The organism is Sinorhizobium chiapasense, from assembly GCF_045277575.1.
Lineage (GTDB): Bacteria > Pseudomonadota > Alphaproteobacteria > Rhizobiales > Rhizobiaceae > Ensifer > Ensifer chiapasense_A.
Window position 1 is genome coordinate 1,173,063 of record NZ_CP144206.1, and the last position, 26,262, is coordinate 1,199,324.

Annotated in this window: 19 protein-coding genes; 10 read left to right on the plus strand and 9 right to left on the minus strand. The window is 60.6% G+C overall.

The window, feature by feature from the left end:
- Positions 1 to 76: 76 nt before the first annotated feature.
- The 6 genes from QM996_RS24130 to QM996_RS24155 all read left to right on the plus strand — a co-directional run bounded on the left by QM996_RS24130 (position 77) and on the right by QM996_RS24155 (position 7,564).
- Complete coding sequence (locus tag QM996_RS24130) at positions 77 to 1,282, plus strand: glycosyltransferase family protein (protein ID WP_334198547.1); 1,206 nt, start codon at positions 77 to 79, stop codon at positions 1,280 to 1,282.
- Entirely contained in the window at positions 1,279 to 2,277 is a 999-nt protein-coding gene (locus QM996_RS24135) for a glycosyltransferase family 2 protein (protein ID WP_334198548.1), read from the plus strand. Before QM996_RS24130 ends, QM996_RS24135 begins: the two co-directional genes overlap by 4 nt.
- Positions 2,274 to 3,200, plus strand: coding sequence for a glycosyltransferase family 2 protein (locus tag QM996_RS24140; protein WP_334198549.1), 927 nt, complete (start codon positions 2,274 to 2,276; stop codon positions 3,198 to 3,200). Before QM996_RS24135 ends, QM996_RS24140 begins: the two co-directional genes overlap by 4 nt.
- Positions 3,200 to 4,216 (plus strand): glycosyltransferase family 2 protein, encoded by a 1,017-nt coding sequence (locus QM996_RS24145; protein ID WP_334198550.1) that lies wholly within the window; start codon positions 3,200 to 3,202, stop codon positions 4,214 to 4,216. The genes QM996_RS24140 and QM996_RS24145 overlap by 1 nt, the downstream gene beginning before the upstream one ends.
- Positions 4,217 to 4,220: 4 nt before the next feature.
- Positions 4,221 to 5,126, plus strand: a complete 906-nt coding sequence (locus tag QM996_RS24150) for a UTP--glucose-1-phosphate uridylyltransferase (RefSeq protein ID WP_334198551.1) — start codon at positions 4,221 to 4,223, stop codon at positions 5,124 to 5,126.
- A 74-nt stretch (positions 5,127 to 5,200) separates the two neighbouring features.
- Positions 5,201 to 7,564, plus strand: coding sequence for a polysaccharide biosynthesis tyrosine autokinase (locus tag QM996_RS24155; RefSeq protein WP_334198552.1), 2,364 nt, complete (start codon positions 5,201 to 5,203; stop codon positions 7,562 to 7,564).
- 294 nt (positions 7,565 to 7,858) lie between these two features.
- Here the strand turns inward: QM996_RS24155 and QM996_RS24160 are convergent, their stop codons facing one another.
- Together QM996_RS24160 and QM996_RS24165 are read right to left on the minus strand one after the other, a co-directional pair.
- On the minus strand, positions 7,859 to 9,463 hold the full coding sequence (locus tag QM996_RS24160) for a calcium-binding protein (protein WP_334198553.1): 1,605 nt from the start codon (positions 9,461 to 9,463) through the stop codon (positions 7,859 to 7,861).
- Between the two features lie 495 nt (positions 9,464 to 9,958).
- Positions 9,959 to 11,413: a TrkH family potassium uptake protein gene (locus QM996_RS24165; protein WP_334198554.1), complete on the minus strand. Its 1,455-nt coding sequence runs from the start codon at positions 11,411 to 11,413 to the stop codon at positions 9,959 to 9,961.
- Positions 11,414 to 11,760: 347 nt separating this feature from the next.
- Here QM996_RS24165 and QM996_RS24170 point away from each other — a divergent pair, with 347 nt between their 5' ends.
- Positions 11,761 to 12,003 (plus strand): hypothetical protein, encoded by a 243-nt coding sequence (locus tag QM996_RS24170; RefSeq protein ID WP_334198555.1) that lies wholly within the window; start codon positions 11,761 to 11,763, stop codon positions 12,001 to 12,003.
- A 37-nt stretch (positions 12,004 to 12,040) separates the two neighbouring features.
- Here QM996_RS24170 and QM996_RS24175 read toward each other — a convergent pair whose 3' ends face one another.
- The 7 genes from QM996_RS24175 to QM996_RS24205 all read right to left on the minus strand — a co-directional run bounded on the left by QM996_RS24175 (position 12,041) and on the right by QM996_RS24205 (position 21,900).
- A complete protein-coding gene (locus QM996_RS24175; RefSeq protein WP_500270495.1) occupies positions 12,041 to 13,162 on the minus strand; it encodes a glycoside hydrolase in 1,122 nt (373 codons plus the stop codon).
- A gap of 7 nt (positions 13,163 to 13,169) precedes the next feature.
- Positions 13,170 to 14,342 (minus strand): polysaccharide pyruvyl transferase family protein, encoded by a 1,173-nt coding sequence (locus QM996_RS24180; protein ID WP_334198556.1) that lies wholly within the window; start codon positions 14,340 to 14,342, stop codon positions 13,170 to 13,172.
- A 152-nt stretch (positions 14,343 to 14,494) separates the two neighbouring features.
- Positions 14,495 to 15,673 carry a polysaccharide pyruvyl transferase family protein gene (locus QM996_RS24185; protein ID WP_334198557.1) on the minus strand — a complete coding sequence of 393 codons (1,179 nt, stop codon included), beginning with the start codon at positions 15,671 to 15,673 and terminating at the stop codon, positions 14,495 to 14,497.
- 38 nt (positions 15,674 to 15,711) lie between these two features.
- Positions 15,712 to 18,393 (minus strand): glycosyltransferase, encoded by a 2,682-nt coding sequence (locus QM996_RS24190; protein WP_334198558.1) that lies wholly within the window; start codon positions 18,391 to 18,393, stop codon positions 15,712 to 15,714.
- Positions 18,380 to 19,852, minus strand: a complete 1,473-nt coding sequence (locus QM996_RS24195) for a DUF6212 domain-containing protein (RefSeq protein WP_334198559.1) — start codon at positions 19,850 to 19,852, stop codon at positions 18,380 to 18,382. Before QM996_RS24195 ends, QM996_RS24190 begins: the two co-directional genes overlap by 14 nt.
- Before the next feature lie 176 nt (positions 19,853 to 20,028).
- On the minus strand, positions 20,029 to 21,282 hold the full coding sequence (locus tag QM996_RS24200) for a glycosyltransferase family 4 protein (RefSeq protein WP_334198560.1): 1,254 nt from the start codon (positions 21,280 to 21,282) through the stop codon (positions 20,029 to 20,031).
- A gap of 45 nt (positions 21,283 to 21,327) precedes the next feature.
- Positions 21,328 to 21,900: a MarR family transcriptional regulator gene (locus QM996_RS24205; RefSeq protein WP_334198785.1), complete on the minus strand. Its 573-nt coding sequence runs from the start codon at positions 21,898 to 21,900 to the stop codon at positions 21,328 to 21,330.
- A gap of 232 nt (positions 21,901 to 22,132) precedes the next feature.
- Here QM996_RS24205 and QM996_RS24210 point away from each other — a divergent pair, with 232 nt between their 5' ends.
- The 3 genes from QM996_RS24210 to QM996_RS24220 all read left to right on the plus strand — a co-directional run bounded on the left by QM996_RS24210 (position 22,133) and on the right by QM996_RS24220 (position 26,246).
- Positions 22,133 to 23,878, plus strand: a complete 1,746-nt coding sequence (locus tag QM996_RS24210; RefSeq protein ID WP_334198561.1) for a type I secretion system permease/ATPase — start codon at positions 22,133 to 22,135, stop codon at positions 23,876 to 23,878.
- Positions 23,875 to 25,293, plus strand: coding sequence for an HlyD family type I secretion periplasmic adaptor subunit (locus QM996_RS24215; RefSeq protein ID WP_334198562.1), 1,419 nt, complete (start codon positions 23,875 to 23,877; stop codon positions 25,291 to 25,293). Before QM996_RS24210 ends, QM996_RS24215 begins: the two co-directional genes overlap by 4 nt.
- Before the next feature lie 293 nt (positions 25,294 to 25,586).
- A complete protein-coding gene (locus tag QM996_RS24220; protein ID WP_334198563.1) occupies positions 25,587 to 26,246 on the plus strand; it encodes a calcium-binding protein in 660 nt (219 codons plus the stop codon).
- The last annotated feature ends 16 nt before the right edge of the window (positions 26,247 to 26,262 follow it).

Sequence of the window (26,262 nt, forward strand, 5' to 3'; positions counted from 1 at the left end):
AGGCGACGCGTTCAAACCGCGACGTGCAACGTTCTAAACCATGCTCGGCGACGGCCGAGCAGAAAACCGGGTGTAAATGCTGCAGGTACTCTATTTCGCACAGGATCTTGCCGATCCCGCCGTCCGCCGGCGCGTCCTGATGCTTCTTGCCGGGGGCGCAAAGGTCGAGCTTGCCGGGTTCCGGCGCGACGCCAACCCGCTGGCGGCGATCGAGGGCATCGAACCCATTGAGCTCGGGACAACGCATGACGGGCGTTTCGTCCAAAGGATCGGTGCGATTGCCAGGAGCTGCCTTTCGCTCAGGCAGGCGCTGCGCAATGTCGAACGCCCTGATGTGATCATCGCACGCAATCTCGACATGCTGGCGATCGCCAGGAAGGCTGTCAGTGTATTCGGCGGCGACGTGCCGATCGTCTACGAATGTCTCGACATTCATCGCCTGCTTTTGCGCCGTGACATCGCCGGCAAGACGTTGCGGGCGAGCGAGACGTTTCTCGGGCGTGATGCACGACTGCTGATCACCAGTTCTCCGGCCTTCGTCGAACACTATTTCCGCCCGCTGTCCGGCATCTCGGCGCCGACCATGATGCTGGAAAACAAGGTGCTCGAGCTCGACGAGACCGTGGCGCGGCCGCTCGTTCCGGCAGCAATGCCGCCACGGGACGGGCCGTGGCGGATCGGCTGGTTTGGAGCACTGCGGTGCCGCAAGTCCTTGGCACTGCTGTCGGCCTTTTCCCGCAGGATGGAAGGCCGCTTCGAGATCGTGCTGCGCGGCCGGCCCGCCTACTCGGAGTTCGACGACTTCGACGGCTTCGTCCGCAATGAGCCGTTCATTGAGTTCCACGGGCCCTACCGCAGCCCGGAAGAACTGGGCGCGATCTATTCCGACGTGCACCTCACCTGGGCGATCGATTTCTTCGAGGAAGGCCAGAACTCGAAATGGCTGTTGCCAAACCGGCTCTACGAGGGCTGCCGCTTCGGCCGCGTGCCGATTGCGCTGCGTGGTACGGAGACGGCAAGGTTCCTCGCGATCCGCGGGCTCGGCATGCTGCTCGATGAAGCGGAGCCGGAGGCTCTCGCCGCCCTCCTCGGCTCGGTCGACGCCGAACGCTACGCCGAGGCATCCGACCGGATCGCGGCTTGTGCGGCCGATACCTGGATCTTCAATCGCAGCGACTGTGAAAACCTGGTCCGTTGCCTTTCGGCGGCGACGTCGGCGGCTCCGCCGCGGATTGCGCCGAAACTCGCCCCAACGCCCCAGAACGAAGGCGGATTGTCATGAGCAACAACACGCTGGCTTCGACGCGAACCCTTATCGTCATTCCCTGCCTCAACGAGGCCGAGCACATCGAGGGCCTGGTTGAGGGATTGCGACCGTCGGCGGCACGTCTCAACGGCGCCATACTGATCGTCGACGGCGGCAGCACGGATGGCACGCGCGAGATTGCTGCCCGCCTCGCTGCGGCGGACGCATCGGTCCTTGCCCTCGACAATCCCAAGCGCATTCAGAGTGCGGCGATCAATCTAGCGGTCGCCGAATATGGAGCGTCCTTCGACTATCTGATCCGGATCGATGCGCACGGGACCTATCCTGAGGACTACTGCGAGCGCCTTGTCGAAGAGGCGCTTGAGACCGGTGCGGATTCGGTTGTCGTCGCGATGCAGACGGTTGGCTTCACGCCCTTCCAGAAGGCGACGGCCTACGCCCAGAATTCCAAGCTCGGCAATGGCGGCGCCAAGCATCGACTTGGAGCGACGAGCCACTGGGCCGATCACGGTCACCACGCACTGATGCGGATCTCCGCCTTCCAGGCGATCGGCGGCTATGACGAAATTTTCAGTCACAACGAAGACGCCGAGTTCGACTACCGCTTCCGTCAGGCGGGCTACCGCATCTGGATGACCGACCGGACGAGCATGGTCTACTATCCGCGCGCCGAGGTCGGCCCACTCTTTCGCCAATACTTCGCCTACGGACGAGGACGCGCACGCAATGTGCTGAAGCACCGTGCCTGGCCGAGCCTCCGGCAGCTTCTGCCGCTTGCCGTGGCGCCGGTCGCGATCGGCGCTCTGCTCGCCGTCATCAACTGGCTCGCCGTCGTGCCGGTGGCGCTCTGGGCCGCCGCCTGCATCGGCTACGGCATGTGGATGGCGCTTGGCCAAAGGAACCCCTACGGCCCGCTTGCGGCCCTTTCGGCCATGGTCATGCATTTCGCCTGGTCGGCCGGCTTCTGGCGCGAACTGCTCGCTTCGCGAAACCGAAAGATGGCGCCATGACCGGAACGATCGCCAGAAAGCGGATCGATGTTGCGGTCTGCACCTTCCGCCGTCCGGAGCTTGCGGAAACGCTGCATTCGCTGGCGCTCATCACGGTGCCGGCCGATGTCGACCTGCGCGTCATCGTCGCCGACAACGACACGACGCCGAGTGCCGAGGCATTGGTCAAGCAGATGCGCCCGACCATGCCTTTCGAGATCCTCTACGTGCATTGCCCGGCGTCGAACATTTCGATCGCCCGCAATGCCTGTCTCGACAACAGCGCCGGCCACTATCTCGCTTTCGTCGACGACGACGAGACGGTGTCGAGAACATGGCTCGTGCAATTGCTCGACACGGCGCTTGCGACCGGGGCCGATGTCGTGCTCGGCCCGGTTCGCGCCGAATACGCGTTGTCCGCGCCGAACTGGATGCGTCGCGGCGACTTTCATTCGACCCGTCCCGTATGGGTCAATGGCGAAATCCGCACGGGCTACACCTGCAATGTCCTGCTCGATCTCACCCGGCCGGTCCTTTCCGGCAGGCGGTTCAACCTGGCGCTCGGGCGGACCGGCGGCGAGGACACGGAGTTCTTCCGCCATATGCATGCGGCCGGCGGACGTCTCGCCTATGCCCCGGATGCGCTGGTTTTCGAGCCGGTCCCGGAAAAGCGGGCACGCCTTGCCTGGCTTGCCAAGCGTCGCTTCCGCTCCGGCCAGACCCACGGGCGCCTGTTGCGTGAGCCTGGCCAACCTAGAAGGCAGGTTGTGGAAATCGCCCGGGCGATGGCCAAATCCGGCTATTGCGCTGCAGCGAGCCTCCTCCTTCTCGGATCGCCGGTCGCCCGTTCGCGCTACGCCTTGCGCGCCATCATGCATGCGGGTGTCGTCAGTGGGCTTCTCGGCGTACGTGAACTCCAGCAATATGGGGCCGCGACCGCCTGATGACGCTTTCCGCACCAGAGGTCAGTTTTGTCGTCGCGGCCTATAACGCCGCTGACACGATCCGCCGCGCCATTTTGAGCGCGCTCGCCCAGGAACGCGTCGATCTGGAAGTGATCGTCGTCGACGATTGCTCCACCGACGGCACCTCAGCCGTGGTCGAAGAGATCGCCGATCCCCGCGTAAGACTGTTGCGGCTTGCGAAAAACCGCGGACCGGGCGGAGCGCGCAATGCCGGGCTTGAAGCCGCACGCGGCAACTGGATCGCCATTCTCGACGCGGACGACACCATCACCGCCAACCGGCTGTCCCGCATGATTGATTTGGCGACGACCGCCGGCGCTGAGATTGCTGTCGACAACATCGATGTTGCAAACCTCGATGGGCGCGTCGAGCGCATGTTCCCTGAAACCTTGCTCGAGCACCACCGGGTGCTGACACTTGCGGCGTTCATTCAATCCAATGTGCTTTTCCGCTCGACCTATAATTTTGGCTATATGAAGCCGATTTTCGAGCGGCGTTTTCTGAACGAGCATGGCCTGCGCTTCCAGGAAGCCATCCGGATTGGAGAAGACTACATCCTGCTGGCGTCCGCGCTTGCCTGCGGCGGGCGCTGCGTCGTCGATCCCTCGGCCGGCTATTGCTACCACATTCGCGAGGGTTCGATCTCTCGCGTCCTCGAACTCCGCCATATCGAGGCGATGATTGCGGCCGACAGGGATTTCCTCGCAAAACACGCGATCGATGCCAGAGCTATGACAATGCAGCGTCGCCGCGACAGGAGCCTGCGCGAGGCGCATGCCTTCCTGCGCCTCGTCGATCATCTGAAATCCAGATCGTTGGTGGGGGCCGCCCAGGTGGCCTTCTCCGACCCCCGCGCGCTTCGGCATCTCAGGATGCCGATCGCCGTGCGGCTGCGCCGCTTGCTTGCGCCGTTCGCACGATTGAAGTCCGCCACACCGACGGTGGCGGCTGAACGATCCACCTCGGGCAATAGCCCCCACGTACGCAAAGGATAAAGCTATGGACCGTATCAGGACCGTCAGGAAAGCTGTGATCCCGGTCGCCGGCAATGGAACGCGGTTCCTTCCCGCGACAAAGGCGATCCCCAAGGAGATGTTGACGATCGTCGATCGTCCGGTCGTGCAATATGCGGTCGATGAAGCCCGCCAGGCGGGCATAGAGCACATCGTTTTCGTTACCAGCCGCAACAAGCAGGCAATCGAGGACCACTTCGACGACACGCCGGAGCTCATCTCGTCGCTGACCCGTTCCGGCAAGAATGCCCAGATTTCCGAACTCGAGGAGATGCTGCCACGCGCTGGCTCCGTCAGCTTCACACGGCAGCAGGCGCCGCTCGGTCTCGGCCATGCCGTCTGGTGTGCGCGTGACTTGATCGGCGATGAGCCCTTCGCGCTGCTGCTGCCGGATATGCTGTGTCATGGCGCGCGCGGCTGCATGGCCGGTCTCGTCGATCTCTATCGCCAGACCGGAGGCAACGTGGTCGGCGTCGAACAATGCGCCCCGGAAGATGCGTCGAAATATGGCATTGTCGGCAAGGGCGCTGCGGTTCCCTACGGTTTCGAAGTCACGAAAATGGTCGAAAAACCACGTGCCGGCGAAGCACCGTCGAATTTTTATCTGAACGGCCGCTACATCCTTCAGCCGGAGATCTTCGACATCCTCGCACATCAACAACGGGGTGCCGGCAACGAAATCCAGTTGACCGATGGGATGCTGAAACTCTCGCAAAATCAAGCCTTTCACGCCCATCCCTATGAGGGCCGCACCTTCGACTGCGGTTCCAAGGAAGGCTTCATCGCCGCCAATGTCGCCTTCGCACTCGCGCGCGCGGACCTCGGCGACATGGTCTATGCCTCGGTCAAGGACATGGTCCTGTCTCACGAAGGCCGCATCCGCGCGGCATAAAGCTGTTTGGCGCCTCTATTTTCTAAAGGGGCGCCAAACCGTCGGACCAAAAGGGAAACGGACAGAGCGACCCAATGAACCAAAGAAGTCTCCCATTCAACAGCGTCGTGCCGCGGGAAATGGAGGAACCCGATAGGTTCATCGACCTTGACCGGCTCTTCTCGGTCATCGTCCGCCGTGCCAGGCTGGTTGGCGCGTTCGTCGTGCTTTTCCTGGCACTTGGCGCGGCCTATCTCGTTTTCGCGACACCGTTCTATACGTCGATGACGCAGATCCTGCTCGACGAGAACCTGTCGAAATACGCCGAGGAAGAGGCAACACCACAGAACAGCCAGTTGCTCGACACACAGATGGCGAGCGCCGTCGAGATCCTGAAATCCGGCGAACTCGCCTTGCGGGTCGTCGACAAGATGAACCTCGACGACAACGATACGGTTCTCAATCCGCCACGCTCGCCCTTCGGCGTCGTCAAGGACTGGCTGAGATCCGTAACCGGCGTCTTTTCGTTTTTTGGCCCCGAGATTTCGGAAGAAGCAGCGCGCAATGGCCGGCGGCAGAGGGCGGCCGCACTCATCCAGCAGGGACTGGCCGTCGAACGCGTCACCAGAAGCTCCGTCATTTCGCTTGCCTACGGCTCCAGCGATCCACAACTCGCTGCGGCAATCGTGCGCGGCTATGCGGACGCCTATCTTAACGATCAGCTGAACGCCAATTTCGAAGCGACGGAACGCGCCTCCGTCTGGCTGCAGGAGCGCCTTGCGGATCTGAGGCAACGCTCCCAGGCCGCTTCGCTTGAGGTCGAGAAATATCGCAGCGAGAATGGCCTGACGCTCGCCCGCGGCGAACTCATGTCAGAACAGCAGCTGGCAGATCTCAACAGCCAGCTCATCATCGCTCAAGCCGACACGGCAAGCGCTTCCGCGCGCTTCAAGCAGTTCCAGGCAATCGTCGACCAGGGACCCGAAACCGCGGTCAAGAATGCGACGATTTCCGCCAAGGAGGGCGACAACTCCGTCATCCGGGAGCTGCGCACCCGCTACCTCGCCGTCAGCAAGCGTGAGCAGGAAATAACGCAGAGCTTCGGCGCCGATCATCCCCAGGCGGTATCGCTGCGCAAGGAAAGGGCCGATATCGGCCGTCAGATCTTCCAGGAGCTGCAGCAACTGACCGCAAGTTACCGCAACGAATACGAGGTTGCGCGCTCGCGCGAAGCTTCCTTGCGGGAAAACATCGAAGGCACCACCGGTCGCAACTCGGATGCGAACCTATCGCTCGTGCATCTGCGCGAACTCGAGCAGAAGTCGGCAGCGTTGAAGACCCTCTACGAGACCTATCTCAATCGCTATGAGCAGGCCTCGCAGCAGCGCTCCTTCCCGATCGCCAAGGCTCGGGTCATCTCCGCCGCTGGCGTTCCGACCGCGCCCTCAAGCCCGAAGAAGACGCTGGTTCTGGCGCTTTCGGCTGTGCTCGGCATGATGGCAGGCGGTGCCTTTGCCGCGTTCCAGGAATTTCGCGAGCGGACCTTCCGGCTGGAAAGCGACGTGCGCTCCATCCTCGGACACAGGTCTTTCGGCTACGTTCCGCTGATCGGCCCGCGTCAACCGACCACGACGGACCGGGTTCGTGCGCACTTGATGAAGGGCAAGACGCCGCTGCCGACGACACAGGCGGCAGTGCCATTCGAGCGGGTCAGCCGCATCGTGCTCGACGCGCCGCGCTCCTCTTTCGCCGAGACCTTCCGCAACGCCAAGCTCGCCTGTGACCGGATGCTGCATGGCAACGGCTCGCGCGTGATCGGTATCGTTTCGGCTGTTCCGGACGAGGGCAAGTCGATCATCGCGGCGAACTTTGCCGCACTGCTCGCGGCGAGCGGCAAGAAGACGTTGTTGATCGACGCCGACATCCGCAAGCCGGGTCTCAGCCAAATGATCAACCCGCCGCCGAAAACCGGCCTCGTCGAAGCGCTGATCGGCGAATCCTCCTGGCCCGCCGGTATCAAGATCGACCAGAAGACAAAACTGGCGATCTTCCCGGTTGGCGGACAAGCAGGCGCAAAGAGCGAGCCCTATGACAGCCACGAATTGCTCGCCTCCCCGGCGATGGCCGAACTCATCGACAATGCCCGCAAATCGTTCGACTACGTGGTTGTCGATCTTGCGGCGCTGGCTCCGGTGGTCGATGCCAAGGCGTTTTCACCGCTCGCCGATGGCTTCATCTACGTCGCCGAATGGGGCCGCACTCCGTCGCGTCTGGTGCGTGACCTGCTCAACTCCGAACCGCAGATCAATGGCAAGATCCTTGGCGTGATCCTCAACAAGACGGATATGAACGAGCTGGCGAAGTACAGCGACTTCGGTGGCCCCGAGCACTATCGCCATCATTTCGAGAAGTACTATGTCGAAAACGCCGGGACCTATCGCAGGACAGAGGCGGCCTGAGGCCCCTTCGCCTACCAACATACGAAGGTTCGGACAGGAAAAGAACCGGAGCTTTAACCCTGCACCAGAGCGAGGGACTGATAGGATTGAATAATGCGACTGGAACTCAGCCATAAATGGCCGAGCAGCAATACAACCAGGAGAGTCATCAGCGGTCGAACTTGCGCCTTAGGCTGCGCCACTAGCGCTCGGGTTCTGGGCCAAGAGAAATGGCCCCGAAAGGCGACGTCGAGGCCAAGGGAAGAGTGCGTAGCTTCATCTAGGCCCAGGTAAGGACCACGGCGGCACGTGTTCTCACACCATAAAGAAGTCCGAAGATGTCACGGCAAGGTTTATACCTATAGTCGCGAACTGAACGCTGCCACCAGCGGCACTCCCGTTGCTGTCGTAGAAGAGCTTGCCGGTATCCGTCTCGTATATGATCCGATCGCTGGTGTCGGCTGCGAGGCCTGTGGTGTTTTTGACGAACTGGTCCGCAGTCAATGTCCCGGTCCCGGTGATCGCGGTAAAGATCGCATTCTCAAGCCGGATCGTGTCGTCCGCGACGGTGAACCCACTTATTGTATCAACATTCGAAGTGGCATTTAGTGCAGTATTAAAGAAAAAAGTGTCCAATCCGGTGGAGCCGGTCAGGGTATCGTTGCCGAGGCCACCATTGATTATGTCGTTGCCGGCGCCCCCGTTGAGAGCATTGTTGCCGGAATTGCCGCTCAAGGCATTGTTCAAGGCATTTCCAGTGCCGTTGATGTTGGCGGTGCCAAGTAGTGTCAGGTTCTCGATGCTACCCTTCACGGCAGTGGTATTGCCGAGATTGAAGCTGATGCTAGAGCGAACGGTGTCTGTGCCAGCGGCACTGTCGACGCTTTCGTCAACTATATCGCCCGTGTTGTCGACGACGTAAAAATCATTCCCTTGTCCACCCCGCATTTGATCGGCGCCACCAGCGCCGTTTAGGGTGTCATTGCCTGCAAATCCCCGAAGGACGTTGGAGACTGCACTGCCGGTAATGGCGTCGTTTGCATTCGTGCCGCGGACGTTCTCGATGTTCTTCAACGTGTCCTGAGATCCGAAGCCATCGATTGCCGTACCGGTCGACAAGTTGACATTCACGCCGAGATTTCCACCTCGTTGAGCGTCCCGATCGTATCGAACGGTATCAGCGCCAGCGCCACCATCGATCGAGTCTCTGCCGCCGAGCCCCATGAACGCTTCATCGATTGCTGAACCGATGAATGAATCGGCGAACTGTGTGCCTCTGTATTCTTCGAAATTCTTGAAACTCTCGGAGAAGCCAAAAGGATCGATCGCAACACCAGTTGTCGCATCGATTTTAACCCCACCAAGGGCGGTCCTGAGCCCATAGGTATCTTGATAACTCAGGACGTCGAAACCGTTGCCGCCATCGTAAGTATCGTCTCCCTCGCCACCCATGATATGATCGTTACCGTCATTGCCATTTAAGATGTCATTCCCGGCGCGCCCGGACAAATCGTCGTCGCCGGCTGATCCATTGAATGTATCCGCCTTGTTGAACAACCACTCCTCAAAGTTCCACTTGTCGAAGGCGGCGGCGGCGTCATGAAATGTCTCGAATGAAAGATTCAGGTCCTTAATCGTCATCACGGAGGTGGTGCCATTATTCAGTAGTACTTCGATTGAGGAAATTGTGCCCCCAATCGCATCTCCGCTCGCGTTGAACGCCAGTCCAGTGCCAATGATTTTAAGCTTTAGCCCATTGTCGAGGCCGTAGAGAACCGCAGTGCTGCTGGTGCTGAGCCGGGTCGCTGTGCTTAGATCGACCAACTCGCCGAAGGTCGCATTGAAGTCCATTCCTGCGATGGGAGGGTTATACTGTTGAGGATAAATGCCGCCTGGAAAATGATACGTAATCGTGGCCATGGTTCCTCCATGCCGAGCACGCCCGGCCCAATTATGGTTGTGCAGGTGAGGGATGCGAGACTGGAATGGTTATCATTTTAGGTTGTTCTAATTATCAGAAAGCGAGCGATTTGTCACATCGCCCGTTTGGGTGGCAAAATCCCGCGAACACCAAAAGCCTTGCGCTGAACCCCTGTTCTCGAAGCTATGGCGGCGACAAATGATTGCGACCAAGGTGCGCGGATGAACGAGCATGGTCTTGCGCTAACTGACCGGACTCTGGTGCACGTAGCGACCTCGGGGACCGCGACAAACCTTCGAGCGACTCGTCCCGCGGACAGGATCTCGCAGGTAATCTGCAACGTACGGATCATGTTGGCAGGTGTCGAGGAGCGCGGCCCTTTCTTGATCGCCTGCCGGCGGCTCATGGTCCGGAAACGGGGAGCCGAAAGTGCCGAGTGCCCGAAAAGGTGCCCCGCATAGAGCGTGACTTGAAAATCGCTGGTACGGCTGAGCTCAATCTCTCCAGAACAGCGGCGTCAGGATGACGAGCACCGTCAGGATTTCTAGACGGCCGAGCAGCATCATGGCCGACAGCAGGTAAAGCGCCGGATCCGACAAAGTCGAGAAATTGCCGGCCGGTCCGATGATTGGCCCGAGCCCGGCGCCGACATTCGAGAGCGCGGTGGCAATGGCGGATGCGGCCGTGACGAGATCGTAGCCCATGGCGCCCATCGCCAGGCTGCCGAACGCCCAGATGAACATGTAGGCGGTGAAGAACATGAAGACCGTACGCTGGACATCGATGTCGATGAGGCCCTTGCCGTAGTGCACCGTGTGAACCGCATTCGGGTAGATCAACTTGAAGAGTCCCGCCCGGATGGAATTGAAGATGATGATGAAGCGGTAGGCCTTCATACCGCCGGCCGTCGAGCCGGAGCAACCGCCCATGAAGGTTGCGGCGAAGGCAAGCGCGACGATGAACTCCCCCCACAGCATGTAATCGTCGCTGGCAAAGCCCGTCGTCGACAGGATCGACGAGACGGTGAAGAACCCATGCGCAAGCGCATCGTTTGCGGCGACGCCATTGGCAAGCCGCTGATAGAGGCTTGCCGCAAGCGCGAGCACCGTCAGATAGGACAGGAAGACGATGATCTGCGGATCCTTCAGCGTATCGAGCCGGCCGCGAACGATGAAGAGAATGAGCACCGAAAACGGCAGGCTGCTCAATGTCATGAAGAACGTGGCGACCCAGAGGATCGGCAGGCTCTTGAAGTAGCCGAGCGAGGCGTCGTGGGTGGAAAAGCCTCCGGTCGCGATCGTCGACATCGCATGATTGAGCGCGTCGAAGCGGCTCATGCCGAGATAGGAGTAGATAATGGTGCAGGCAACGGTCAGCACCACGTAGATGAGGATGAAGGCGCGCGTGAAGGTGACGATCCTGGCGAAGGGTTTCTCGGTGGTATCCGAGGATTCCATCTTGAAGAAGGACATGCCGCCGACACGCAGGTAAGGCATGACGAAGAGCCCGAGCGCCACGATCCCGATACCGCCCAGCCAATGTAGCAGCGAGCGCCAGAGAAGAATGCCGGGGGGCGCGAAGTCGAGCCCGGTGATCACCGTCGAGCCAGTCGTCGTGATGCCGGAGACCGATTCAAACAGGGCCTTGGCAAAATCGAGCTTCAGCGAAGAGAACCAGAAAGGCACCGCTCCGACGAGCGAAATGACCAGCCAGAGCAAGTTGACAACGAGGAAGCCCATCTTGCGGCTGAACGGCGGCGACCCGCCTTGCGTTGCAGCCATCGTCAGAAGCGATATGCCCCCGGTGATGAAGGCCGAAACGGCAAAGATCCGCCAATCTGGATGTCCATAGACCAGGTCGGCCGCCGCAGGAAAAAGCATCGCCAGCGACAGGTAGAACGCTGCCTTCGCGGCGATGTTAATCGCTGACTGGTAGAGAGGTGCATGCAATGGTCGACGGCCTCAGCGCTGTTGTCCGAAAGCCCGAATCGGCTGTTGGGATCGGCTGGCATTCAATCCGAAAGACGCGCGATTCGCACCCGCCGCGCCAGCATAGCGTATCGGTGATTGACCAAACGCTCCGTTCTTGCCGGACAGTCTAAGCGCTTTATCACTGTCGACGGCGCTGCAAGTGGCGAGATACTACGGTTTCCACAACCGTGCTGCGGCATTTTGCCCAATCAATTCTAACTCACGAAAAGATCAGGGCTTTTGGGCGCGACAAGTCATCACCTTGACTTATTTCTGCGTGTAAAGCCTGCTTCATCCGTTCCACAATGCAACCTTGAGCACGATCGATGACCCCCGCCCGTTTCACCCAATGCCTTCTTGTTCTTCGTTGGACGCCGATCAATCTGGCGAGCGCCCTCCATTGCAACCTGGCATGGATAGAGGCGATGGAGACCGGCGACGAGAAAGTGCCGGAAGAGCTGGCGACCTGGCTCGAGACACTGGCACGAACCCACGAGGAGCTCGGCATCCCGGTCACCTATCGCGGCAAGGGCCTTGAGCCAGCATCGAGCCGCGCTGCACGCCGCTGACTGACAAGGTTGGCGCCTGCCGTGGGAGCACCCCCAGCTAACGAGGATCGCCTGTTCCCGGGGCGATCGCCAAGGCACCCGCCGGACTTAGCGAACCGCAGCGCCACAGACGATAGGATTGCTGCGTGTCCCAGTCGTAGTAATAGGCCGCATCCAGTCGCTTTGCCTTCGCGAAGTCGGAAAAGACCGTGCGCATGGCAGCCATAGCGCCTATGCGCTCACGATCATCGACGGGACAGGTACGCGCCGTGTTGGCGATCCCCCATTCCGTCACCCAGCATGGCCGGCCGCTCTCGGATGGCTTGCAGAAATCGAGGAGCTCGGTGACGACGGATCTGATCGCTTTCGGATCCTTGCGGGCGGGGTAGATGTGGATGCCATAGGCATCGACAAGCTGGTCCATTCCCCGGGCCTGCAGAAGTGTTATCACCTCAGCCGGATCGAGCCGCTCCATGCCCTGTCGGTCCGCTTCCTTGGCACCCATGTCGGAGAGGCCGGCGGAGACGATGGCCGCGGCGCTGCTTTTTTCGCTTTTGCGCACCTCGTCCCGGGTGATCTTTAGCACCTCAATGTAGCGGTCCAGACCTTCTTCAAACGCTGCGCGATCCTTGAGATCGGCGAGCGTTCGCGACGTTGGCTGACCGGGTTTTGGATAGACGGCAAGGTCGCCGTTGTAGCCGGCAAGGTTGATCTCGTTTCCAGGCTCCACCGCTTCGAGGTGAACGCCAAGAGCATCGAGGCGCATGAGCGCTTCGCGAAGACCTGCGCGATACCGATCGAGATCCAGATCGGACAGGCGGTTGATATCCCAGATGCGTCGCTGACCACTACGAGGGCGAACCGCTTCCCCATAGTAGCTTGTGTTCGAAAGCTGGATTTCGAGCAGGATGCGCAATCCCAGCCGGCTGGCTATGGCGACGGCCTCGATGCTTCGGTCGACCGGCCGCGACAGGGAAAGGCGCACATGCGTGGCGCCGCTGTCGGCGATCTCCTTGAGCACGCGCTCCTGTTCGCTGCGATCCAGCCAGGCGAGGTTGAGGCGGTTGACCCCGTAGCGCGCGAAAGCCGCATCCTCGGCCAGCGCGACAGGGGCGCCAGCGATCGCCGCCATGGAAATCTGGGCGGCAAGGAGCAGCGCCCACGGCGCTGCCCTCGTCATGTGGCGATTAGATCCCAACCTGTTTGAGCGCACTTTGGAAGTTCGCCTCGCAAGCCGAGTACCGCTCGGTGACGGCCTGTGCGTCGATCTTGGACAGGAAGTTGGCAAGATGGGTGCGCTTGTCGCCTTCGCGGTTCCACACCCCGGCCTCGATATAGGGGAAGCCGATGAATTCGAGCATCTCCCGCATGCGGTCGTCGACGGCGATCATCAGCGACGGCGTGCCCGCCTGCATGCCGATGACGCAGCCGTGGAACCGCCGACCAATGCACAGGTCGCGGGACGACGACCAGGCGCGCCACTGGTTGGTGTCGAAGAACACGAGGAGCTCGTTCTGCCGCTGCCATTTCTCCTGATGCTTGTATTCGGTCTTGCCGGTGATGCGTCCGCTCGAGCGATCATAGACTGGGGCGTTGTCGTCAACGGGAAGCGTCAGGTTGTAGGCGACAACCTCGTCCTGGATGACGTAGCTTGCGACGCTATCGGGCTTTAAGAGCGCATGGGCATCGACGATCGTGTCGGCGACGCTGCCGAGATAGCCGCCGAGAGCGAGTTTCTGGGCGGATGCCAGGTCCGCATTGGCAAGAGACGTCAGCGAGCGCCGCATCTCGTTCGGCGCGAAGAAGAGCGACGGGCAGCCGGTCGGCTTGACGAACTTCATGCCTTCGGCCCTGAGGAACTCCGCGGTGAAATAGCCCCGGGTCAGGAAAAAGCTTTCCTTCTGCTTCAACACCTCGAGGAATCGCAATGTGCCGGCCGGCAGGTTCTCCTTGAGCCCCTCACGCTTCTGGATGCCGATGCCCATCACCAGCACCGGCATCTTCAGTTTCTCAAAAACATCGGCTTCGAGATCGGCTGAATATCCCGGACGCAAGAGGTTCGCCGAGGCGAACACGCACATGTCGAATTCCTTGTTCAGCGCATCATAGACATCGTTGGCTCCGCGGCTGTTGGCCAGGTGCCAGAAGGGCACATAGGTCACATCATGTCCGCGCAGGGCGTAAGCTGCCCCCTCGCCGATCAGGTAGTTGCCGGTGTTGGCGATCTTTTTAACCTGATCGATCAGGTCCTTCTTGCTTCGGATGTCGTCGAAGTAAGGCTTGTGATGAACCGTCGCACCGGAAACGCGCGAGACGGTACGCTGGAGATAAGAAGGGATTCCGGTGAGCAGGATACGCATCGATACACCTGAGTTATGGACTGACCGACAGAGTTGACGAAGAGCGCGGGCGGAATGAGGAGACGTATGCGCGGTCTTCCTGTTTCTGCCCGAACAGTATGAAATCGATCGCATCATGCCTCGGGTGCGAACGCACCCGAGGCCCATGCAATTTACTGGCCGATGCCGATCTCGCGCAGCACCGTGCGGAAGTTGCGTTCGCGGTCGGAGTAGCGGTCCACCAGTTCCGACGCGTTCAGACCGGCCAGATGGTCGGCGACGAACTGCGCGCGGTTTTCCGCCTTTTCGAGGTCCTGGACGTCGACCGCCGGCAGACCGGTAAAGCCCAGCATTTCGCGCATGCGGTCGTCGACCGCCACCATCAGGCTTGGAACGCCCGCCTGCATGGCGATGATCGAGCCGTGGAACCGCCGGCCGAAGTTGAAGTCCATGTGCGAGGCCCACGCGCGCCACTGGTTGGTATCGAAGAAGGTGCGCACGTCGAACGGCACCCTCTGGCGGTCGGCGCCCGGATAAGTAAGATCGCCGAGCATCTTGCCCGAGCAGGAGTCGAAAACCCTGCCATCGGCATCCGGCTCGACCTTCATGTCGAAGTGCAGGAACTCGTCCTGGATGACATATTGCGGCTTCGCGCCCTCGGGGTTCAACGCAAGGGCATCGACAATGCAATCGTGATTGGCACCGAGATAGCCCGAGAAGATGGTCTTTGCCTGTCCGATCTTGACGTTCGGCAGCTTGCGCATCGACGCGCGCATGTTGTTCGGCGCGAAGTAGACCGAGGGGCAACCAGTCGGCCGAACGAACTTGAAGCCCTGGTCCTTCAGGTAGCCGGCCGTTTCATAGCCGCGCGTCAGGAAATAATGTTCACGGTCCTTCAGGACGTCGAGCAGCCGCCTCGTTCCTTCCGGCAGGCCGGTTTCCAGATCCTTACGGTTCTGGTGGCCGATGCCGAGCATGACGATCGGCATCTTGAGCTTGCTTAGAACATCAGCCTCCGCATCCGCGGAAAGTCCCTTGCGCAAGAGGTTCGCGCAGGTGAAGACGCAAATATCGAAGTTGTTGTTGAACTCTTCGAAACCGGTGCCGTTCTTGTGGCAATTATAGAGGTGCCAGAACGGAATCTGCTTGGCGTGCGGCGCGATGGCGCGCAAGGCCCCCTCACCGATCAGATAGTTACCGGTGTTGCTGATGTTGCGAAGCTCCTGAAGAAACTCGTCCTTGGATTCGGGCTGCTTTTGCCGTTCCGAATAGGAAACCGACAGGCCATTCGCGCCATTGGCGAGGCGCGTGTAATGACCAGGAATTCCCGTCAGGAGGATTCTTGGACGCATGCGTATGTCCCTTCTAGTTGAATAGTCGCCCGGAGCGCTCAAACTGCTGCTGCGACGCCGGTATTGGTTGTCTCACGCGCACGGATGACCTTGGCGCGCGAAAGAGATGAATTGCTCACGGCGCCGTCGCACCAGCCGAGGAATTCCGCGAAGGAGTTGGGCCAGGCGCGTCGCGCCGCCGTTCTGAGGCAGCCTTCCATGATGGGGGCGAGCAGGTTGCGGTCGCGGGCAACCTCGGTGATCGCCTTGACCATGTCTCGCACCACCTGCGGATCGGAAGGAGCGTCGATCAGGATACCGTCCTCGCGATCGACGATGAGCTCGTCCACCGCGCCGACGGCGGTTGCTATCGGAACGCAGCCAAGCTGCTGCGCTTCCGCGATCATCAGGGGCGCACCTTCCCAGCGCGACGGCATGACCAGCACGTCGGCCCAGCCGAGCGCCTTGATCAGGTCCCGGCTGGCAAAGACGGGCGGGCGCACGTCGACGCCAAGTTCCTTGAGCCTATCCGTCCAGGAGAAGCTGGCGTCGGCCAGGATCTCGCCCCCGATTGCGCGCGCGTCAAACGGCACATGAGCTGCGCGCAGTTCCGCAATCGTCGCGGCAAGCCGGTCGATGCCCTTCTGCTGGTCGAGGCGGCCCATGTAAAGCAGCCTCAACCGATCGTCCTTGCGTTCGATCCGACGCACCTGCAGCACCTCCGCAAGCACCTTGGGCGGGACCGAGAAGCTCGCGCCGTTCGGAACCGCAAAGATCTTCTCAAGCGGCACGCCGAAGCTGTGCAGATAGAACTTGAGCTGTTCCGAACAGGTCAGGAAGACGTCATAGCAATGCTCATGCGCGATGGCTGCGAAAGGCTGGCCGGCCGGGCGCTTGAACGGCGTGTTGTCGACGACATGCAGGTAGCAGGCCGTGCGCGTGCCTTCGGAGCGCAGGCGAGCGATCAGCGGGTGCATCGCCATGACGTGGTTGTTGATGACGAGGTCAAAGCCCGAAAGCTGGCCCTTCAGTGCGCCCCAGTCCACCTCATGATGTTCAGCGATGAAGTCCTGTCCCAGGAACGAACCCGAGCCGCCCCAGGCCGGAATGCCCTGATCCCAGAAATGAACGTAGTCGAAGCTCGCATCGAATTCGTCGATCACGTCCATGCGGCTGGTGCCGAGCACGAAGAGGTGCGTCTCGTAGCCGGCGGCGCGCAACTCGCGCGAAGCGGCATAGATGACCTTCTCAGCACCGCCGAAGGAGGCGTTCGGCACGAGCAGTGCGGCCGTCTTCTTTCCGGCCTCGCTATGTCCGAGCGGTAGCACCGGCGAACCGCCGATTTCCGTGCGCAAGGCCTTGTGCAGATCGGAATAGGGCATGAGCCGCGGCGGCCGCCAGGTCCAGCGGCGGCCGGCAGTGCGGCGCAGCGGGCTCGTGGCGATTGCGTTGACGCAGTTGATCATCACCTGTTGCGGCGTGATCAGCGTTCGGCGCGGCAGAGCCCGCGGGAACGGGAACCGCACATTGAGAACCGCCGACGTCGGCCAGACCTGCTGGCTGCCGATCGAGGCGAACCAGTCGAGCGCATTGTTGCGGATGACGTCGCGCAGAAGCGCGGTTGAAATGAAGATAAGATCCGGCTGGCCGACATGCTCCGATCCGGCATCGCGGAACGTCGGCTCGATCTTGCGTTGAGTGGCGTCGTTACCGAGATGGACGAAGACGACGTTGGCCTTTTCGCTCAAGCGCTCGAGATGGCAAAGCACGTTCGGCAACATGCGCGAGCGTAAGAGGAGATCGATCGTCGCGCCGCTGCCGGCCATCACGAAGGGCGGGAAGTGCACGTTGTCCGGCTCGCCGGTATTTGCCCAGAAGGCCGGAATGATGTCGTCGAGACGCAGCCTTTTTGGCTGCTTGGTCGGGTCGGTGAAGAACGAGATCGCCGCGTCTTCGGTGCGGGCGAAGAGATAGCGCGGGCATTCCTCGTGTTCGAAGTCGACAAGCATCGGCCGCTGGAAGAGCGCCCTGTGGCGCTTTCTGAGGAAGCTGACGGACGTCGCACGGTCGCGGTTGGCTTCCTTGAAGCGGCTTTCCGCGCGAAGCCGGTATTCGAAGGTCGTCTCGTGGCAGGGCGTACCAACGAAACCGTGCTCGACGCAGGAAAGCCAGAATTCCCAGTCTTCGAAACCGTTCTGCCGGTCATCGTTGAAACGAACGCCCTCCCGGAAGACATCGATGGAAATCATCGAGCCGGTGTCGCAGATGTTGTCGGTGATGCAGTGAACCAGTCTGGAATAGTGGTTGCCGTAGTGCGCCCGCCAGCTCACCGAGAAGGTATCGATGTTGGTGTAGACCCAGCCCGCTCCGCTCTCACGCAGTTGCCGGTAAAGGGTTTCGATCGTGCCCGGCAGAATGCGGTTGTCGGCATCGAGAAAATAGACGGCCTTCGCGTCGGAGAGGTTTTCGAGCACATAGTCGATGGCGCGATTGCGCGCGCCGCCCGGCCCCGCATTGCGGCCAAAGACCACATGGATGTCGGGATGAGCGGCAGAAAACAACAGCAACTGATCGAAGGTTTCGTGTCGCGGATCACCGTCGACGGAGACGACGATCGCGATCCGGCAATCTGAAAGCACTGACGCCAGTGCAGACTCGATTGCCTCGAGTGCCAGTGCCGCGTGCCCGTAAAGCGGCATGGCAATCGCGATAAGGTCGCGGGGATCGCTATTGCTGGACATGAGACGCACCACCCGATTGCTTCACCATCCGGAAGCCCGACACCTTGAGCCAGGAAAAATCGACGGAGTCGGTGACCGCACGGCTGAGGATCATCAGATCCATGGGCTGGCGCACCGGCTCGTCCAGTTGGAAATTGATGTTGATCGGCTGCTGGTTCGTCACCTCGCGCCAGCCACTGAAAAAGGCCGAAGGCTTGGCGGAACCCTTGCGGGCGAGCTCGGCAACTTCCGAGCGCGCGTTCGAATTGGCGGGCGCAAGCAGGAAGCTGACTGCGGCAGGGGCGCCCTTCGGATGATCGACGATGGCGCTTGCGGAAAACGATATGGTTCCCGGCTCCACCGCGCGGCCGATGGCGCCCGCCGACACCCCGCTCGGGAGCGGATGGCAGACCACCGCGTGTTCGTGCTCGAGGAAGCGTACCGTCTGGAATTCCGGAACCACCGGAGTGACGGAAACATCGACGATCTGGCTCAAAAGATCCACCGACAGCCGGTAGTCCTCGATGAAGTGACCGTCGAGCAGCGCCGTTGGCGCGATCATGTTGGGCATGCGTGTCGGCTTGACGCCGGGAAGGCCCGTGTAGATGCGGAAGGCGAGCGGCCGCAGATCGAGGTCGGCATGACGCGTTTCAGAGCGTGCCGTGTAATGCTCGCTGGCAATGGGATAGCCGAGCGAAAGGCCGATGGTTTCCGAGCCGGTGGTCGACACCCTCACCCGCAAGGTTCTTGCGCCGCCGCCGCAGGTGCGCGGCAGGGCGAAGAAATTCCACGTTGGCACCAGTTGCGAAAACGGCACGGACCATTCGGCGACACCTTCACCGCTTTCGACATAGCTCAGGACAACGACAAGTTCGCCGCCGTCACGTGGGACCGAATTGAAATGAAGCGCAATGCCGGCCACGCCATGGCTGGAAACCGGCAAGAGTTGTTCGACGAAGGCATTGGCAATCAGATGGCCGATCCCCTCATCCTTGGGATCGACATAGGGATCGTGCGCAAAGACCTCGGTGACCGGCTCCCAGTTGCGGGCCTGGAAGGCATCTTCGAGCGCGCGGTAGTTTTCGAGCAGCGTTTCGCGCTCACGGCGCAGCAGCGCAAGTTCCGAGGTGATTGCACTCGAAAAGCGCGCGAGACGCCCGACACCGCCATCGACGAGCGCCTGAATGAGGGCTGCACTTTCTGCCGCCGTGTGCGCGCTCAACCGCTTGACCGGGAACTCCGGCACGGTGCCCAGCGCACGGAGCGAGACGAGCCGCTCCGCAAGGTCCTCCTCCCCCTCTTTCGAGAAGGCGAGCCCGATCAGCGGGAATACGTTTTCGAGCGTGGTTTTCTCCCGATCCCCTGCAGGAAGGAAATGGACCAGGTGCTCGATGCCGCTACCCGCGACACTCGCCCTGTCGCGATCCGATGCCACCACCAGCTTTCGCTTCGCCTGCGAATACCTCACGCCAGAAGACATCAATTCTTGCACGCGCCACCTTCATAAAATGAACAACTTCCCTCTGAAGTTGAATTCGCCGAGACGAAATAAATCGGCGAATTCAACCTTCTACGGAAATCATACCAAGGTTATTTGCAGTGCACAATAAGTTATATTTGTGTTTCTCGTGAAATAATACTTCAGATTTTGAAGTATTATGCAGATGAAACCAGTGAAATATTAGAGGTCGAGGCACTGCCTGTTGCCTTATCCAGCAACATCATCTGTCGGGCGATGCAATCACCCAGCCTGAACCGCTGCTCGATCGTCCGACGGGCGGCCGCACGCATCTCGGTATACTTTTCCGGATGCCGCACCGCCTCGGAGACGACACCCGCGAGCGCGTCCGTATCGAAAAACGGCACGAGCATGCCGTTGCGACCGGAACTCACCACTTCCTTAATGGGGGCGGTATCCGACCCGATGACCAGTGCGCCGCAGGCCATGGCTTCCAACACCGACCAGGAAAGGACAAAGGGATAGGTCAGGTAGATATGGGCTGCAGAGATCTGGAAGAGTTGCCGCAACACGGCATGCGGGACGACGCCAGGAAACAAAAACCTGTCTGCCGGCACATCCAGGGTCTGGAGGAGATAGTCTCTCCAGGGGCCTCCGCCCGGCGGCGGAGCGCCGTAGCTGACGCCATCACCCCCGACGAACACGAAGAGCGCGTCGGGGTGCTCGCGTGCGACTTTCGCAGCCGCGGCAAGCGCCTGTGGAAAACCACGATAGGGCTCGAGATCACGGGCGACGAAAGTGACGATCGGCGGGCTGCCGGCCTTCAGAACCCGCCCATCCGGAAGCTTGAGGGAGGCCGATGCATCCGGGCGAAAGACACGGGTATCCACACCCTCATGGCAGACGGCGATGCGTCCGCGGTGCTCGGCCGGATAGAGGCTTCTTTGCCATTGGGTCGGACTGATGCCGCCATCCAGCGCCTCCAGCGACAGAAGCTGCGCCATGTTGCGCAGACGCAGCCGCTTTCGCGTGTCCGAATCGGGCTGGTCATCCGGGGCAAAACCGATGTCCGCCCCCTCGGCGCGATAGAAGAATTCGCAATAACCGAGTGCTGGAACATTCGGCAGCACGTCCTTGACGAACATCATGCTGCCCCAGCCGGTGTGCCCGACGATGACATCGGGCACCTGGCCTTGCTTGGCCATCGCCTCGAAGGTTTCTGCAACCCGATGACCGATCCGGACGTGATGGTCCGGGACGCCCAAATGCCTTGCCATTTGCGCATTGGCCTGTGGTCCCGGCTCGGCCCTGTGGCGGATGACCCTGGTGGACGGAATCCGCTGATCCACGGTTTCCGTTACCAAGGTTACTTCGTTTCCCGTCTGCGCCAAATGGGCTGCGAGAGCGGCGAACTGGCAGAAGCCGCGCCGGTGTACAAATGCTACGTGCATGTTCCTAGCCTTTTGCCGATGAAAGGAGAGCGTTCGCAATGCGGCTCAGATGCCGTAGCGCGTTGCATTCCCCCAAACCAGCTCAAGCCGGTGCAGCGTTTGAAATGCGGTTTCGAGATTGCGTCGGTCCTGATCGCCGTGACTGAGCACCCGCTCATAAGCGCCGGCGGCTTTGCGGAGCGAATCGCAGAGCTTCTTACCCTTCTCCGAAAGCCGGATGCGCGCCGAACGCCGGTCGCGCTGCGATGCAGCCCGGTCGATGTACTCCCCATCGCCCAGTTGTTTCAGATAGTACGAAACGTTGGAACCGACATAGTGGCCGCGATCCAGAAGCTCCGCGACGGACACTTCCGCATCGCCGATCGCGAGCAGGACCATGGCTTGCGCCGGGCCGATATCGTCGACGCCAAGCTTCGTCAGCTCGGCGCGCAACAGGCCGGTAAAGCGTCTGCTGGCTCGCTCCATCATCCGCGCCAGCTCGAAATACGAGACCACGGAGGCTTCGCTCTCCTGGCCAGTATTTTCGTGTTCAGCGGCACTACCAACTGCGTCATCCCCGGGGCGGATGGCAACAGCGCCGCCAAAGTCTGCGAACGGATAGAGAATCTTTTGATTCATCCCTCTCTCCAACTAAGCATTACTACAATATTCAAAAATTGCTTCAAATTTTGAAGCAATTTCCGGCCCCCTTTACTCCCCCCGAATATGATTATCTTGAGCATTCCACCATTATTGTGTCACACTTATCACGGCAACACTGTGATTTAAGTGATAACAAACAAAATAGCTCGCTCAAGACCCCAACGAACTTATCCAGAAAATCGCCACGCGTGACAGCAAACGAGGCAATATGATTAGCAAGAACCAAATTGGGCCAAAGACGGCGCAAAATGGAGCAAACGATCCACGGCTGCTTATTTTGAAGGCGCGCCGGGTGTTCGTTTTGGCACTTATTTATGCAGCGGTGCTGAGCGCTTGCATCGGCATCTTGCAGCTGTCGACGCCGCTTTACATGATGCAGGTGCACGACCGGGTTCTCAACAGCCAGAGCATGGACACGCTCACCATGCTGACGCTTCTGGTGGCAGGCGCGCTCATCATCTATGGCGTGCTCGAATATATCCGGGCGCTGACATTCCAGGCGATGGGCAGTGCGGTCGTGCGTTGGCTGAACCTGCCGGTGCTGACGGCTGCCGTTCAGGCGGCCGCCGATCAAGGGCTGACCCGCGCGACCCAGTCGCTGCGCGACCTGGCGGAGCTGCGCAGCTTTCTCACGACCTCAGCCGTCAGTGCGCCGCTCGATGCCGCCTGGTCGCCAATTTTCCTTGGCGTGCTCTTCGCTTTGCACCCAATGTTCGGCCTTCTTGGCGCCATTTCGATTGCCCTGCTCGTGTGTTGTGGATTGCTGACTGATTTGCTGACTCGCCGGATGATGAAAGAGGCCAATCAAGCCAATATCGAGGCCGTCTCGAAAATTGGTGCGAGCTTGCGCCATGCCGAGGCCATCGAGGCGATGGGCATGTTGCCGGCTCTCGCCCGCCGCTGGCGCGCGGCGCAACTGCATGCGCTGGATGCGCTTGAAGTCAGCGGCAGCCGAAGTAAGGCGATGGCCTCCATCACCCGTTCGCTGCGTTTCATGATCCAGGCGGCGGCGCTGGCCACAGGCTCTATCCTCGTGATGAAGCAGGAAATTTCTCCCGGCGCGATGATGGCGACAACCATTCTGACGGGACGCCTACTCGCCCCATTTGATTCGATGATCGAAAACTGGCGCCAATGGGTGCTCGCCATCGCCAGCTGGCGCCGCATCGAGGCGGCACTCAAGGAAGATCTGGCCGTACGCCAGACGATGCCGCAGCCGCGTTCTCAGGGTGATCTCGTCGTCGACAAACTGGTCTACGCCGCCCCCGGCCTCGATGTTCCGATCATCAAGGGAATCGGGTTTACGCTTTCGCCAGGCGAAGTGCTCGGCATTGTCGGCCCGTCGGCTGCGGGAAAATCGACGCTCGCGCGGCTTCTGGTCGGCATTTTGAAGCCGACCACTGGTGGCGTCTTCCTCGACGGCAACAACGTCTATCTCTGGGAGCGCTCCTCGTTCGGACAGATGACCGGCTATCTGCCGCAATCGGTCTCTCTGCTCGAAGGGACCATCCGCGACAACATTTCGCGCATGGAGGAAGGCGAGCCGCAAAAGGTGCTCGATGCCGCCCGTCTTGCCGACGTCCACGACATGATCGGCCGGTTGCCGCTTGGCTACGATACACCGGTCGGTGACGGCCATCTGACGCTCTCGGGCGGTCAGCGGCAACGAATAGCACTCGCCCGCTGCCTTTACGACCGCCCTCGCCTGATCGTCCTCGACGAGCCAAACGCCAATCTCGACGCGATCGGCGAACGGGCACTGATTCGCGCGATCGACAGGGCCCGCAACGACGGCGCGATCGTCATCATGATCGCCCACCGGCCGACCATCATGCAGGCGGCAGACAAGCTGCTCGTCCTCGAGAACGGCCGCATCACCCAGTTCGGACCGCGCACCGACGTGGTCGCATCCATGACTCCTGGCGAACCGAGACGGGAAGGCGTTACCGCATGACGAACAAGCCAAAACTGCCGATCGCGCGGGATGCAAGAAGCGCGGTGACTACGCGTGGCCCGGAGAACCTGCCTGCCATCGTCGACCGGCCTCATCCGCTGCACGGGCTGGAGGTCGATGCGGAAAGCAGCGCCACCGCTCCGCTGCGCGGCGTGTTCCTCGCAGGGCTCACGACGATACTCGTCGCCTTTGGCGGCTTCTTCGGCTGGGCTTTCTCGACGGAGCTCAGCAGTGCCTCGGTCGCAAGCGGCACCATCGTGGTCGATTCGAAACGCAAGACCGTCAGCCATTTCGAAGGCGGTATCTTGAACCGGCTCCTGGTCCAGGAGGGGGATCGGGTAGCGGCCGGGCAGCCGTTGCTCAAGCTGGAGGACACGCGCGCCCGATCTGATCTTCAGGCGCTGCAAAGTCGCCGCATCGGTTTGATCGCAAAACTTGCGCGCCTGCGCGCGGAGCAGACTGGGTCGCAATCAATCGCCTTTCCGAATGAGCTGACCGCAACATCTGATGCTACGGCCGAGGATGCGATCACAGCGGAAACGAACTTCTTCGAACGGCGGCGTGAAGCCAAAAACGGCCGGCTGGAGGTTCAGAGCAAGACGATCGAGGAGTTTTCCGAAAAAGCGAAATCGCTGGCGGAGCAGCTCCGCGCAACCGACCGCCAGATCGAACTGATCAGCGAACAGCGCACATCAATCGCGACGCTGGTCGAGAAAGAATACGCACAGCGCTCGAAGCTGATCGAGATCGACGCCAAGCTCAGCGAACTTGCCGCAACCCGCGGCGAGCTTGCGGGCAACAAGGCCCAGGCCGAAAAGGCGGAAGCCGGCGCCGAACTCGGCTTGACCGGGATCGAGAATGAATTCCAGTCGGAGATTGCCGGGGAAATCACCACGGCCCGTCTGGAGCTTTCCGACGTCGAAGAACGCCTGGTCGCCGCCAAGGACGTCCTGACCCGTCTCGACATCCGCTCGCCGCAGGCGGGCATCGTCACCAATATTCAGCTGCGCACGCCGGGTAGTGCCGTCTCGGCCGGCCAGCCGCTGCTCGATATTGTGCCCGAGGACGAACCGCTTCTCGTCGAAATGCATGTCGGCACCCGCGACATCGACAGCATCGGCATCGGTTCGAAGACGCAGATCCGGCTGACGGCCTACAACCAGCGCACGCATCTGCCTCTTGACGGCGAGATCAGCTATGTTGCGGCCGACCAGTCGGTGGATGAGAAATCGAATGTCTCCTACTACGTGGCGCGCGCCCGCATTGCGCCCTCGTCGCTTAGCGCCAACCCTGACATTCGGCTCTACCCGGGCATGCCCGCCGAGGTTTTGATCGTCCACAAGCCACGTTCGGCGATCGACTACATGGTCTCACCGATTGCAGATAGCCTGAACCGTGCTTTTCGCGAAGACTGATGCAAAAGATCCAAATTCGGCAGCCGCCGGCGAAATTCAATTTCGCCGGCAATTTGCTTCTAATTTTGAATTTAATTCCAAGTAATATCAAAGATACTTACCCCTTATATCGTGGGGATAAACATCAAAATGACACACAAGATACATCCTAGGTAGAAAACAATAATACAGTACATCTGTATTTCTTTTGTTTTTGCTGTTGCCTTCTGTTTTATTGCAGTGCAATGTCGCGGCGCTCATCCAAGGTTTTGAGACCAGTGATGAGCGTAAGCAACAACTAAGAGGAGTAGCATATGGCCACGTTGGAAGGCGGCGCGTATGATGACGCCCTTTTTGGCTCGCGCTTCGACGACTTCATCCATGCTCGTAGCGGTGATGACTTCGTGAACGGAGGCAATGGCGACGACACCATCTTCGGTGACGAAGGTGATGATCTGCTGTTCGGCGGTAACGGCAGCGATACCCTGTTCGGCGGCTGGGGCAGCGATGTTCTCCATGGCGACAACGGGAACGATGTCCTGTTTGGCGGCCAGGGTGACGACCTGCTCTACGGCGACAATGGGAACGATATCCTCATTGGCGGCGGCGGTAGCGACCTGCTCATGGGTGGCCGCGGCAGCGACATCCTGTTCGGTGGTGCCGACAACGACATCATCAACGGCGGCCACGGCGACGACGTCATGGCTGGCGGCGAAGGCAGCGATGTGTTCGTCTTTGACGGCGGTGGCGGCAACGACGTCATCCTCGACTTCACGCCCGGCGAAGACCTGCTGCAGGTTTCGAAGGACATCAACGGTCTCGACATCTCTTCTCCGGAAGATCTGGCATCGCGCGTCACCCAGGTTGGCGGCAACGTGGTGATCGATTTCGGCCATGGCGACACTCTGACGCTCGTCAATGCCGATGCCGAAGACATCCAGGCCAACCCGAACCACTACTTCACGATCCATTGAGATTGACCGGTGCGCC